This is a genomic window from Phenylobacterium sp. J426 (assembly GCF_024699945.1).
In the GTDB taxonomy this organism is placed as follows: domain Bacteria; phylum Pseudomonadota; class Alphaproteobacteria; order Caulobacterales; family Caulobacteraceae; genus Phenylobacterium.
Genome location: NZ_JAJOMY010000001.1, coordinates 1,915,543 through 1,928,333, shown reverse-complemented (window position 1 = coordinate 1,928,333; position 12,791 = coordinate 1,915,543). Strand labels below are relative to the sequence as shown.

8 protein-coding genes and 3 pseudogenes are annotated in these 12,791 nt (G+C 70.5%); 4 read left to right on the top strand and 7 right to left on the bottom strand.

The window, feature by feature from the left end:
* Positions 1-119 precede the first annotated feature (119 nt).
* The 4 genes and pseudogenes from LRS10_RS10165 (at position 120) to LRS10_RS10150 (ending at position 5,155) form a co-directional block, all read left to right on the top strand.
* Positions 120-1,229 carry a saccharopine dehydrogenase family protein gene (locus LRS10_RS10165; protein WP_257837150.1) on the top strand — a complete coding sequence of 370 codons (1,110 nt, stop codon included), beginning with the start codon at positions 120-122 and terminating at the stop codon, positions 1,227-1,229.
* 4 nt (positions 1,230-1,233) lie between these two features.
* Positions 1,234-2,767 (top strand): annotated as a pseudogene (locus tag LRS10_RS10160) (aldehyde dehydrogenase family protein).
* Between the two features lie 209 nt (positions 2,768-2,976).
* Positions 2,977-3,804: a MoxR family ATPase gene (locus LRS10_RS10155; protein WP_257839128.1), complete on the top strand. Its 828-nt coding sequence runs from the start codon at positions 2,977-2,979 to the stop codon at positions 3,802-3,804.
* A gap of 4 nt (positions 3,805-3,808) precedes the next feature.
* Positions 3,809-5,155 carry a VWA domain-containing protein gene (locus LRS10_RS10150; RefSeq protein ID WP_257837149.1) on the top strand — a complete coding sequence of 449 codons (1,347 nt, stop codon included), beginning with the start codon at positions 3,809-3,811 and terminating at the stop codon, positions 5,153-5,155.
* 1 nt (position 5,156) lies between these two features.
* Here the strand turns inward: LRS10_RS10150 and LRS10_RS10145 are convergent, their stop codons facing one another.
* The 7 genes and pseudogenes from LRS10_RS10145 to LRS10_RS10115 form a co-directional block, all read right to left on the bottom strand.
* Positions 5,157-6,035, bottom strand: a complete 879-nt coding sequence (locus LRS10_RS10145; RefSeq protein ID WP_257837148.1) for a carboxyl transferase domain-containing protein — start codon at positions 6,033-6,035, stop codon at positions 5,157-5,159.
* Positions 5,992-7,215, bottom strand: a complete 1,224-nt coding sequence (locus tag LRS10_RS10140; RefSeq protein WP_257837147.1) for a carboxyl transferase domain-containing protein — start codon at positions 7,213-7,215, stop codon at positions 5,992-5,994. The genes LRS10_RS10145 and LRS10_RS10140 overlap by 44 nt, the downstream gene beginning before the upstream one ends.
* Positions 7,160-8,395, bottom strand: a pseudogene (locus LRS10_RS10135) (biotin carboxylase N-terminal domain-containing protein); the annotation flags it as partial. The gene LRS10_RS10140 and the pseudogene LRS10_RS10135, both read right to left, overlap by 56 nt.
* Before the next feature lie 129 nt (positions 8,396-8,524).
* Positions 8,525-9,712 carry a xanthine dehydrogenase family protein molybdopterin-binding subunit gene (locus LRS10_RS10130; protein ID WP_257837146.1) on the bottom strand — a complete coding sequence of 396 codons (1,188 nt, stop codon included), beginning with the start codon at positions 9,710-9,712 and terminating at the stop codon, positions 8,525-8,527.
* A 574-nt stretch (positions 9,713-10,286) separates the two neighbouring features.
* Positions 10,287-10,730: pseudogene (locus LRS10_RS10125) on the bottom strand (molybdopterin cofactor-binding domain-containing protein); the annotation flags it as partial.
* A gap of 16 nt (positions 10,731-10,746) precedes the next feature.
* Complete coding sequence (locus LRS10_RS10120) at positions 10,747-11,214, bottom strand: (2Fe-2S)-binding protein (protein WP_257837145.1); 468 nt, start codon at positions 11,212-11,214, stop codon at positions 10,747-10,749.
* A gap of 95 nt (positions 11,215-11,309) precedes the next feature.
* The gene (locus LRS10_RS10115; RefSeq protein ID WP_257837144.1) at positions 11,310-12,701 is read right to left on the bottom strand and encodes a sensor histidine kinase; all 1,392 of its coding nucleotides are present in this window, start codon (positions 12,699-12,701) and stop codon (positions 11,310-11,312) included.
* Between the last annotated feature and the right edge of the window lie 90 nt (positions 12,702-12,791).

Sequence of the window (12,791 nt, the reverse complement as noted above, 5' to 3'; positions counted from 1 at the left end):
GTTCCGTCCAGGCGCGTCGGCGATGCGCCCAGAATAGCGCCGCATTCCGCCGAGGCGCCAATTGTAAATGGCTGGGCCGTGGCGGACCCTGACTCGCTGCCAGTCAGGGAGGCATGAGCATGCGCAAGGTCGCCGTCATCGGGGCGGGCAAGATCGGGTCGACCGTCGTCGATCTGCTGACGGGCTCCGGCAGCTACGAAGTCCTGGTCCTCGACCAGTCGGCCCAGGCGCTCACGGCGCTGGACGGCCGGCACCGCGTCGAGACCCTGGCCATGGCCATCGACGATCCCGACGCCGTGGCCGAGCGGATCGCCGGCTGTTTCGCGGTCGTAAACTGCGCGCCGTACCACCTGACCACCGCCGTCGCGCGCGCCGCCAAGGCCGCCGAGGCCCACTACCTCGACCTCACCGAGGACGTGGCGTCCAGCCGCGTCGTCCGCGAACTGGCCAAGGACAGCAAGACCGCCTTCATCCCCCAGTGCGGCCTGGCCCCCGGCTTCATCACCATCGCTGCCTGGGACCTCGCCAAGCACTTCGACGAGCTGCACGACGTGCGCCTGCGGGTCGGAGCCCTGCCCCGCTATCCGTCCAACGCCCTGAACTACAACCTCACCTGGTCCACGGATGGGGTGATCAACGAGTACTGCGAGCCGTGCGAGGCGATCGTGAACGGCAAGCCGCGCGAGACGCCGGCGATGGAGGAGCGCGAGGAGTTCGCCCTCGACGGCGTCACCTATGAGGCGTTCAACACCTCGGGGGGCCTCGGCACGCTCTGCCACACCCTCGACGGCAAGGTCCGTAACCTCAACTACAAGACCATCCGCTATCCGGGCCACGCCGCGATCTTCAAGGCGCTGCTCAACGACCTGAACCTGCGCAATCGCCGCGACGTCCTGAAGGACATCCTGGAGAACGCCGTGCCGGCGACCATGCAGGACGTGGTCATCGTCTTCGTCACCGTCTCGGGGATGAAGGACGGCCGGCTGATGCAGGAGACCTACGTCAACAAGGTCTACGCCCAGGAGATCTACGGCGAGCTGAAGAGCGCCATCCAGATCACCACCGCCGGCGCCATCTGCGCGGTGCTGGACATGCTGGCCGACGGCACGCTGCCGTCCACCGGCTTCATCCGCCAGGAAGACATCGCGCTTCCGGACTTCCTCGCCAACCGCTTCGGCCGCTATTACGCGCCGCAAGACGCCAACCTCCTGCGCGCCGCCGCCGAGTAGACTGATGAACGCTCCCGCCAAGATCGCTTCGGCGAAGACCGAAGCCGCCGACGTCCTCAAGCGCCTGGGCGTCGCCGAGAGCCTCTGGACCGGCGGCGACCGCGCCGTCCGCTCGCCCGTCACCGGCGAGGTGATGGCCAACGTCCACGACACCCCGGTCGCCCAGGTGAACGCCGCCGTCGAGCGTGCGCACGAAGCTTTCCTGACGTGGCGCAACGTGCCGGCCCCGCGCCGCGGCGAGCTGGTCCGCGTGTTCGGCGAGGAGCTGCGCGCTGCCAAGGCCGATCTCGCCAGGGTCGTCACCCTCGAAGCCGGCAAGATCGTCTCGGAAGCGCTCGGCGAAGTGCAGGAGATGATCGATATCTGCGACTACGCCGTCGGCCTGTCGCGTCAGCTCTTCGGCCTGACCATCGCCACCGAACGTCCGGACCACCGGATGATGGAGACCTGGCACCCCCTGGGCGTGGTGGGGATCATCTCGGCGTTCAACTTCCCGGTCGCCGTCTGGTCGTGGAACTCGGCGCTGGCCTTCGTGTGCGGCGACGCCTGCGTCTGGAAGCCGTCCGAGAAGACGCCCTTGACCGCGCTCGCTGTCCAGGCGCTGTTCGAACGTGCGCTCGCGAAGTTCGGCGACGCGCCGGAAGGGCTCTCGGCGGTGATCATCGGCGGCCGCGACGTCGGCGAGGCCCTGGTCGACCACCCGAAGGTGCCGCTGGTCAGCGCCACCGGCTCCACCGCGATGGGCCGCGCCGTCGGCCCGAGGCTCGCGCAGCGCTTCGCCCGCGCCCTGCTGGAGCTGGGTGGCAACAACGCGGCGATCATCGCGCCCACCGCCGACCTCGATCTCGCCATCCGCGGCGTCGCCTTCGCGGCCATGGGCACGGCCGGCCAGCGCTGCACCACGCTGCGCCGCCTGTTCGTGCACGAAAGCCACTACGACACCTTCGTCGGCAACCTGAAGGCGGCCTACGCCTCGGTGCCGGTGGGCGATCCGCGCGAGACCGGCACGCTCGTCGGCCCGCTGATTGACGAGGCCAGCTTCAAGGGCTTCCAGGCGGCGCTCGCCGACGCCAAGGCGGCCGGCGGCAAGGTCCACGGCGGCGAGCGCATCGAGGCCGGCGAAGCCTTCTACGTCCGCCCGGCGCTCGTCGAGATGGACGCCCAGACCGACGTCGTGAAGCGCGAGACCTTCGCGCCGATCCTCTACGTCATGAAGTACCGCGACCTCGAAGAGGCCATCGCGCTGCAGAACGACGTGCCCCAGGGCCTCTCGTCCTCGATCTTCACCAACGACATGCGCGAGGCCGAGCTGTTCATTTCCGCCCGCGGCTCGGACTGCGGCATCGCCAACGTCAACATCGGCCCCTCGGGCCGAGATCGGCGGGGCGTTCGGCGGCGAGAAGGAGACGGGCGGCGGCCGCGAGGCGGGCTCCGACAGCTGGAAGGCCTATATGCGCCGGGCCACCAACACCCTGAACTACGGCAAGACCCTGCCGCTGGCCCAGGGCGTCAGCTTCGAGATCAAGCCGGCGCCCTAGCATCTTCAAACGGCCGTTTGCGTCGCGGGAGGGCGCTTGGCACAATCGCCAGGTTCTTTCCCGCGATTTCGAAAGCCGTTCCTTTGACCGTTTCCACGCCCGCGGCCGCCAATTCCGGCGCCGATCCCTTCGCGTCCGTCGACGCCCTGATCCAGGGCCTGGCGGGCGTCGGCTACATCGCCTCGCGCCGGATCGCCACGGCGCTCTACATGGCCGTGAACCTGCAGAAGCCGATCCTGGTCGAGGGCTCGGCCGGCGTCGGCAAGACCGAACTCGCGCTGTCGACCGCCACCATGCTGGGCCAGCCGCTGATCCGCATGCAGTGCTACGAAGGCCTCGACGAGTCCAAGGCGCTGTACGAGTGGAAGTACGGCAAGCAGCTGCTCTACACCCAAATCCTCAAGGACCGGATGGGCGAGGCTCTGGCCGACGCCAAGTCCATGGACGCCGCCATGGACCGCCTGCACGGCATGGGCGACCTGTTCTTCTCCGAGCCGTTCCTCGAGCCGCGGCCGCTGATGCAGGCCCTGCGCCAGGACGACGGCTGCATCCTGCTGATCGACGAGGTCGACAAGTCGGACGAGGCCTTCGAGGCCTTCCTGCTGGAGGTCCTGTCCGCCTACCAGGTCTCGGTGCCCGAGCTCGGCGTCATCAAGGCCAAGACCCCGCCGCTGGTGTTCCTCACCTCCAACAACGTCCGCGACCTGGGCGACGCCCTCAAGCGCCGCTGCCTGCACCTGCACATCCCGCTGCCGGAAGCCGCGCTCGAGGAGAAGATCGTCGCCAGCCGCGTGCCGGGCGTCGAGGCGAAGCTGACCCGCGAGCTGGTCGCCTTCGTCCAGACGCTGCGCACCCTCGACCTGCGCAAGGCGCCGTCGATCTCCGAGACCGTGGACTGGGCCCGCGCCCTCGTCTTGCTCAACGCCGACAGCCTCGATCCCGAGATGGTCCGTGACACCCTGAACGTGATCCTGAAGTTCGAGCAGGATATCGCCGCCATCGAGCCGCAGGTCGTGGAGCTGATCCACCGGCGCTGAGCCCATGCAGCACACCCTCGAACAGTTCTTCCGCGCGCTCCGCGCCGCCGACGTCCGGGTCTCGCCGGCCGAGGCGATCGACGCGACGCGGGCGGTCGCGGTGACCGGCTTCACTGACCGGACGCTGTTCAAGGACGCGCTCTGCGCCACGCTGGCCAAGTCGGCCGAGGAGGTCGATCGCTTCGACGCGACCTTCGAGGCCTTCTTCGACCGCACGCCGCTCGAGACTCCGCCGCCCGCCCCGCTCAGCGACAGCGAGGCCGAGCAGGTCGCCGAAAGCCCGTTGGCCCAGGCCGTGCTTCAGGGCGACGCCGCAGCGATCCAGCAGGCCATGGAGGAGGCGGCCCGCGACGCCGGCGTGGCCGAGATCCGGCTCACCACCCAGCGCAGCCGCATGACCCGCCGCCTGCTGGAGGAGATGGGGCTGGAGGAGATCGAGGCCATCATCGCCCGCGCCCGGCGGCTCCCCAACGGCCAGGGCGAGGGCCTGGCCGACCGCCTCGACGCCGCCCGCGCCCGGCTGTTCGAACAGGCCCAGGCCTACGTCCAGCGCCAGCACGACCTCTATGCCGCGAGCTCCGCCCGCGAGCTGCGCGAGGAGCGACTGGTCCGCAAGCAGCTCAACGCCGACGGCGGGGTCGATCCCGTCGACTACGCCCTGATGCAGGGCCTGGTCCGCAAGATGGCCAGGCGGCTGGCGACCAAGTACGCCCGCCGCCGCCGCGCCGCCCAGCGCGGCCACCTCGACATCCGCAAGACGCTGCGCCGCTCCACCGCGCACGGCGGCGTGCCGTTCGAGATCGCCTGGAAGGTGAAGAAGGTCGACCGGCCGTCCATCGTGGTGATCTGCGACGTCTCGAAGTCGGTCGCGGCCTTCGCCCAGTTCCTGCTGACCTTCCTCTACTCGCTAAACGAGGTGGTCGAACGGCTGGACGCCTACGCCTTCTCCGGCCGGCTGATCCCGGTCTCCGACATCCTCGACGCCAACAAGGTCGAGGGCGCGATCCTCAAGGTGCTGCAGGAGATCGGCTTCCAGTCTACCGACTACGGCCAGGCGCTGGCCGATTTCGCCGAGAACCACCTCGACCGCCTGGACCGCAGGACCACCGTGATCATCCTGGGCGACGGCCGCTCGAACTATGCCGACCCGCGGCTCGACCTGATGAAGCAGGTCCACGACCGCAGCCGTGCGGTGATCTGGCTGAACCCCGAGCCCGAGAGCTACTGGGGCCAGGGCGACAGCGTCATGAACCGCTACGCCCGCTTCTGCCACGTGGCCAAGCAGTGCGGCACCCTGGAGCAACTCGAGCGCGTCATCGACGACGTGCTCCGCTCCTACGTCCCGCACTAGCTCACCAGGTGTCGATGTGCGGCCGCTTCTTGCCCGGCCGCTTCGGCGGGACGGGACAGGCCTTCAGCCCCCGGACCAGCCAGGCCCGCGTCTCCATCGGGTCGATCACCGCGTCGATTTCGACCACGGACGCCACCGACAGCGCCTTGCCGTTCTCGTACATCTTGCCGACCAGCTTCTCGAACAGCGCTTGTCGCGCCGCCGGGTCCTGTTCGGCCTCCAGCTCCTTGCGGTAGCCGAGGCGCACCGCGCCCTCCAGGCCCATCGGCCCGAACTCGGCCGTCGGCCAGGCGATGGTCATCGCCGGCGCGGAGAAGTCCCCGCCGGCCATGGCCTGGGCGCCCAGGCCATACCCCTTGCGCAGCACCACCGTGAACAGCGGCACGGTCAGGCTGGTCGCGGCCACCATCATCCGCGAGCCGCGCCGCACGGCGGCGGCCTTCTCGCTTTCGGGTCCGACCATGAACCCCGGCGTGTCGCACAGCGACAGCACGGGGACGTCGAAGGCGTCGCACAGCTGCAGGAAGCGGCCCGCCTTCTCGGCCCCCTCGGCGTCGATCGCCCCGCCCAGATGCCGCGGATCGTTGGCGATCAGCCCCATCGGCCGCCCCTCGATCCGCAGGAAGCCGGTGATCATCCCGCGCCCGTAGCCGCCCCGCAGCTCGAGCCACGAGCCCGCGTCCGCCAGCGTGCGGATCACCTCGCGGATGTCGTAGGCCCGCACCCGGTTCTCGGGGATCAGGTGGCGCAGCCGGCGCTGATCGGCGCAGGTCCAGTCGGGGACGGCGCCCTGGAAGACGCCCAGCAGCTGCTTGGCCACGGCCGTCGCCTCGGCCTCATCCTGCGCCAGCACGTCGATCGCCCCGTTGGCGTAGAGCACGTCCGACGGCCCGATCTCGTCCGGCGTGAAGACGCCCAGGCCCCCCGCCCTCGATCATCGCCGGCCCGCCTAAGCCGATATTCGAGTACCGCGTGGCGATGGTGATGTCCGCGCAGCCGAAGAAGATGGCGTTGCCGGCGAAACAGCGTCCCGAATTGATCGAGATCCGCGGCGCGAGGCCCGACAGCCGGGCGAAGGTGGTGAAGCTGGTCGTGTCCAGCGACGAGGCCGACAGCTGGCCGCCGTCGACGTCCCCGGGCCGCCCGCCGCCGCCCTCGGTGTACCAGATCACGGGCGCCTTCCAGTGCTCGGCGAATTCCAGGATGCGGTCGGTCTTCTTGTGGTTGAAGTGGCCCTGGGTGCCGGCCAGCACCGTGAAGTCGTAGGCCAGGCCCACGCAGCGGGCGCGCTCTTCGTCGAACAGGTGGCCGTTCACGGCGCCGACGCCGGTGATGATCCCGTCGGCGGGCGTGTTGGCGCGCAGGTCGTCCAGGGTCCGCCGCCGCCGTTGGGCCGCGACGGCCATGGCCCCGTACTCGCTGAAGCTGCCGGGGTCGAACAGGTCGTCCACGTTCTCCCGCGCCGTCCGCTGGCCCGTCCGGCGCCGCCGCGCCACCGCGTCCGGCCGCGCCGCGTCCAGGGTCAGCCGATGCCGCTCGATCACCTCGGCCAGGTCGGGCCGGATGGCGTCGAGGTCGATCGCCTGCTCCGCCGCCTGCGCTGCATCGCCGTCGCCCGTCGGCTCCAGGAACGCCACGGCGTCGCCCTCGAACACGGTGTCGCCCAGTTGGGCCACCACCTGGCGTAGGACGCCCGAGGCTTCGGCGGCGACCACGTGCTCCATCTTCATGGCTTCCAGGATCATCAGCGCCTGGCCGGCCCGGACGGCATCGCCGACCTGCGCCTGCAGGCCGATGACCGTGCCCTGCAGCGGCGCCTTCAGCGGCGTCGTCCCTTGGGGGCGCCTCTGCCTCCGCGGGCCGCCGGGCCTCCGCGCCGCGAGCCGCGGCGTCGAAATAGAGCTTCGGATGCGCCTCGGGCGGATGGGCCAGCTCGCCCATGTGCTCCTCGATGAAGCGGGTATGCACGTCGCCGGCCGCGACCGCCGGATGAGCCAGGAGGTTCTGCAGGAAGGCGATGTTCGTCGGGGCGCCGTCGATGCGGAACTCCGACAGCGCACGGTAGGCCTTGGCCGCCGCCCGGCTGAGCCCGCCCACGCCGGAGTGCACGATCACCTTGGCGAGCAGGCTGTCGAACCGCGCCGAGGTGGCGTAACCCGCATAGCCGAAACCGTCCACGCGCACGCCCGGCCCCGAGGGGGGCTCGAACGCCGTGAGCACGCCGCCGGCCGGCCGCGCCTGCCCGTCCGCCGCCATGGTCTCGAGGTTGACGCGGACCTGCACCGCGTGGCCCCGCGGCTCAGGGACGGAGCTCTGCATCAGGCCCAGGTCCTTGAGGCTGCGGCCGGCGGCGATCTGCAGCTGCAGCCTCACCAGGTCGAGGCCCGTCACCTCCTCCGTAACCGTGTGCTCGACCTGCAGGCGGGCGTTGGCCTCGATGAAGACGGCTTCGTCGCCGTCGACCAGGAACTCCATCGTCCCCACGCCGCGATAGCGCGCCGCCGCCGCGAGCGCCGTGGCGTGGGCGAACAGCCGCTCGCGCAGCGTCATGGGCAGCATGTCGGCCGGGGCGATCTCCACCACCTTCTGGCGCTGGCGCTGCAGCGAGCATTCGCGGTCCCACAGGTGGACAATGCGCTCGCCGTCGCCGGCCACCTGAACCTCGACGTGCCGGGCCCGAGGTAGGAAGCGCTCGACGTAAAGCCGCTCGTCGCCGAACGCGGCCCGGGCTTCGGACGCACAGCGCTCGAAGGCCCCGGCGAGCTCGTCGGCGGTCGTGGCCGGCCGCATGCCCCGTCCGCCGCCGCCCGCGACCGCCTTCACCATCACCGGCCCCTGGGCCGCCAGGAACGCCTGCGCCTCGTCCAGAGTCGTTGGCCCATCGGTTCCGGCCAGCACCGGCGCGCCGCATTCCTGGGCCAGCGCCCGGGCCCGCGCCTTGTCGCCGAACAGCTCGAGGGTCTCGGGCGATGGTCCCACGAAGATCAGGCCCGCCTTCTCGCAGGCCCGCGCAAACGCCGCGTTCTCCGACAGGAAGCCGTAGCCGGGATGCACGGCGTCGCAGGCCTCGGCCACAGCCGCGGCCACGATCTGCTCGACGTCGAGATAGGCGCCGGGGCCGGAGCCCTTCAGCCCCACCGCCGCGTCGGCGCGCTTCACGTGCAGCGAGGCGGCGTCGTCCTCCGAGAAGACGGCGACGCTCTCGATCCCCATCTCCGCCGCGGTCCGCGCGATCCGCACGGCGATCTCGCCACGGTTGGCGATCAGCAGCTTCTTCACCGGCGTCCCCTCAAACACTTGTTGGGACGCATCATGCGCAGGCTTCGGCGCGCGCCAACCCACAATCGGCTGGCGCGCCCGATCGACGGCTTAGGCCTTCAGCATCTCCGGCTTGATCGGCAGGCTGCGGATGCGCTTGCCGGTGGCGGCGAAGATGGCGTTGGTCAGCGCCGGGATGGCCGGCGGCAGGGCCGGCTCGCCCAGTCCCGTCGGCGGGAAGTCGGTCTTCAGGAACTGCACTTCCACCACGGGAGCCTCGTTGATGCGCATCAGCGGATAGTCGTGGAAGTTCGACTGCTGCGCCTGGCCGCCGACGATGGTGATCTCCTGGTGCAACGCCCCCGACAGGCCGTCCAGCACCGAGCCCTGCACCTGGTTCAAGGCGCCGTGCGGATTGATGATCTGGCGGCCGACGTCCGCGGCCACCCAGACCTTCTTCACCTTCACCTCGCCGGCCGGCGAGACCGCCACGTGGGCGACTTCCGCGAAATAGCCGAGGTGGCTGTAGTAGCAGGCCACGCCCAGGCCTTCGCCCTTCGGCAGCCTGGACCGGTGGGCCCAGCCCGACATCTCGCCCACGGCCTTGAGAACGCCGACCATCCGACCCGCGGCGTAGGCCGCCGGGGCCTCGCCGACCACCGCCTTGTCGCCCAGAAGCTTGATCTGGAAGGCCAGCGGGTCGGCGTTGGCGGCGTGCGCCAACTCGTCGATGAACGACTGCATGACGAAGGCCAGGGCGTTTGAGCCCGGCGCCCGCAGCGGTCCGGTCGGCACGCCCAGCGGCATGACGCTGACGTCGATCCGGCAGTTCGGGACGAAGCGGGCCGGGAACTCGGTTGGCCCCATCCCGGCGCTGGGCGCGAAGTTCTGACCCTCGCCGAACGAGACGAAGTGGTCGTGGAACGCCGTCACATTACCCTGCGCGTCCACCCCGCCGCGCAGGAAGTGGAAGCCGGCCGGGCGGTAGATGTCGTGGCGCATGTCGTCTTCGCGCGTCCACACCAGCTTCACCGGCGCCCCCGCCTCGCGCGCGATCCAGGCCGCCTCGACCATGTAGTCGTTGGCCAGCCGGCGGCCGAAGCCGCCGCCGCAGCGGGTCATGTGGATCGTGATGTCCTCGGGCTTGATCCCGAGCGTCTTGGCGCAAAGCTGGCGGCCGGGTTCCGGGTTCTGGGTCGGGGCCCAGATCTCCAGCTTGCCGTCCTTCCATTCGGCCGTGCAGTTCTGCGGCTCCAGCGGCGCATGCGCCAGGAACGGATAGGCGTAGGCCGCCTCCACCGTCTTCGCCGCCGACTTCAGCGCCGCGTCCACGTCGCCGTCCGTTGCGCGGCGTGCGCTGCGGCTTGCCCGCGGCGAGCGCCTTGGCCTGGGCCGCGAAGCCCTCGCTGGACTGCTGCGCCGTGGGATGGGCCTCCCACCTCACGTTCAGCCGGTCGCGGCCCTTCTTGGCCGCCCACCAGGTGTCGGCCACCACCGCCACGCCGGGCAGCAGGCCCGCGCCGATCTGGCCAGCGGCCGGCTGCAGCGCGTTGGAATCGCCCTTCACCACGAAGGCCTTGCGGACGCCCTTCACGCTCTGGGCCGCGGCGAGGTCCGCCCCCGCCACCCCGGCGGCGAACACCGGCGCCTTCTCGTAGGTCGCGTACAGCATTCCCGGCCGGCGTACGTCGATGCCGAACAGCGGCTGGCCGGTCACGATCTTCGCGGTGTCGTACTGCGGGATGGCCCGGCCGATGATCTTGTAGTCCTTGGGATCCTTCAGCGGCAGCGTCTTCGGGTCCGGCACCTGGACGTTGGCGCACTGCGCGGCCAGCGAGCCGTAGGGCGCTTTCCGGCCGGTGCTGGCGTGGATCACCATGCCGGGGGTGGTCGAGCATTCCCCGGCCGGGCAGTTCCAGGCCGTCGCCGCCGCCTGGACGAGCATGGCCCGGGCCACGGCGCCCACCCGGCGCAGCTCCTCCCAGTGCAGCGGGGTCGCCATGGATCCGCCGGCGAACTGGCGGCCGTAGGCCTTGGGATCGTTGTCCGCCTGCTCGATGCGGACGTTCTCCCACGCCACGTCCAGCTCCTCGGCGATCAGCATCGGCAGCATCGTCTTGATGCCTTGGCCGATCTCCGGGTTCTTGTTGACGATGGTGACGATCCCGTCGGGCGCCACGCGGACGTAGGTGTTGATCGGCTGGGCGGCCGCCGCCCCCGCATTCTGCGCCTGGCCCTTGCCGGCCACCACGAACGACAGGACGAGGCCGCTCGCGCCGGCCGTCTTCAGGATCTCGCGCCGCGAGGCGCCGGTCATCTGGTGCGTCATGACCTCAGGCCTCCGTCTTCTGGCCGGACGCGCGCTTGATGGCGGCGCGGATGCGGACGTAGGTGGCGCAGCGGCAGATGTTCCCCGCCATGGCCGCGTCGATGTCGGCGTCGGTAGGCTTCGGATTGCTGGTCAGCAGCGCCGTCGCCGACATGATCTGGCCCGGCTGGCAGTAGCCGCACTGGGCGACGTCCAGTTCGGTCCAGGCCGCCTGCACCTTCTTGCCGATGGCGCTCGCGCCGATCCCTTCGATGGTGGTGATCTTGGCCTTGCCCAGGCTCTCGACCGGCGTCTGGCACGAGCGGATCGGCTGGCCATCGACATGCACCGTGCAGGCCCCGCAGGCCCCCACGCCGCAGCCGAACTTCGGTCCCACGATGCCGAGGCTGTCGCGCAGCACCCACAGCAGAGGGGTGTCCGGATCGACGTCGGCCTTCAGAGCCTTGCCGTTGACGTTGAGCGTATAAGCCATCGACCCAAGTTCCTCCCGCTGGCGCGCGCGATGCTAAGGCTCAGGCGCGGACCGCCGCAAGGCGCCGGCCGCACATTACGAAAAGGTCATCAGCCTCAGGCGCCTTTGGTCTCGGCGACGGGGAAGTGAATCTTGGCCGCGAAACCGCCCGGCGGAAACGCGGCCTCCACCCTGCCGCCCTGGGCGCTCAGGCCCACCTCCAGCAGCCGCGTGCCGAACCCCTTGCGGCGCTCGGGCTTCACGGGCGGTCCGCCCCGCTCCTCCCAGCAGAGCACCACCGCGCCTTCGACCTCCTGCCCCCGATGCAGGGCGACATGGCCCGCCTGGGCCGACAGGGCGCCGTACTTCACCGCGTTGGTCGAAAGCTCATGCAGCAACAGGGCCAGCGCGGTCGCCACCTCGCCGGCGACCGTCACGTCGCCGAGATCGTCCACCTCGAACCGCCCATCGCCGAATGGGCTGAGGGTCGTGGCGACCACGTCCTTCAGCGGAACCGGCCGTCCGCCCGAGGCGGTGACCAGGTCCTGGCTGTCCGCGAGCGCCTTCAGCCGGGCCAGCAACACGTCGCGGAATTCCTCGGCCGAGGCGACGCCGCGGGCCGTCTGGTTGACGATCCCCATCATCACCTGGATGCCATTCTTCGCGCGGTGCGCGAGCTCGCCCAGCAGCAGCGCCCGCCGGTCCTCATTGGCCTTGCGCTCGCTGATGTCGAGGGTGGTCCCCACCACCAGGCTGACGCCGTCGCCATCGAGGGCCGGCACGATCCGCCCGCGGGCCTGCACCCAGCGGACCAGCCGCCCGGGCTGATGCGCGGTGCGATGCTCGACCACGAAGTCGCCGCCGCCGCCCTCCCGGGTCTTGGCATAGACATCATGGACCGCCGGCAGGTCCTCGGGATGGACCAGGCTGTTGTAGCGCTCGATGGTCATGGTGGTCCGCTTCGGCGGCAGGCCGAACATCTCGCAGTTGCGCTCGGACCAGGTCACCTGGTCATGGACGACGTCCCATTCCCAGAAGCCGAGCCCGGTCGCCTCGACAGCCGCTTCCAGGCGGTGGCGCTGTTCCTCCAGGCGCTCCGACGCCCGGCGGGCCGGCGTCACGTCCATGACGATGCCGCTCCAGATCACCGAGCCGTCCGCCCGCGGCGTCGGCGTCGAGGTGATGCGGCGCCAGCAGATCTGATCGTCCATCCCGCGCATGCGCACCTCGATCTCGAAGCGGGAAAGCCCGGCGATGGCGTCGTGCTCGGCCCGCGCCAGCGCGTCGCGGTGCTCGGGAAGGACCCGTTCGTAGAGGCGCGAGGGATCGGCGATGGCGTCGGCCGGCTCGACCCCGAGCAGGTCCCTGGCGAGTTCGCCGACCGCCGTGAACTCGCGCCGGCCGTCGGGATGGGTGATCACCTGATAGGCCACGCCCAGGCGCAGCAGATCGGCGGCCTCGGCGAAGGAGGGCGCAGCAGCGGTCTGCCGTGGCCGGTCGTCGTCCAACGGAGCTCCCAACGGTGCCTGGCTCGCGAACGCCCCCTGGCGCGGGCGCGCACGTCGCGATGGAAACGCTCACAACGTTCCACCAATGGG

Excerpts from the sequence above, each read along its gene's own strand:
- LRS10_RS10165 (WP_257837150.1), top strand. The coding sequence starts at position 120 with ATGCGCAAGGTCGCCGTCATCGGGGCGGGCAAGATCGGGTCGACCGTC.
- LRS10_RS10155 (WP_257839128.1), top strand. The coding sequence starts at position 2,977 with ATGGCCGTGAACCTGCAGAAGCCGATCCTGGTCGAGGGCTCGGCCGGC.
- LRS10_RS10150 (WP_257837149.1), top strand. The coding sequence starts at position 3,809 with ATGCAGCACACCCTCGAACAGTTCTTCCGCGCGCTCCGCGCCGCCGAC.
- LRS10_RS10120 (WP_257837145.1), bottom strand. The coding sequence starts at position 11,214 with ATGGCTTATACGCTCAACGTCAACGGCAAGGCTCTGAAGGCCGACGTC.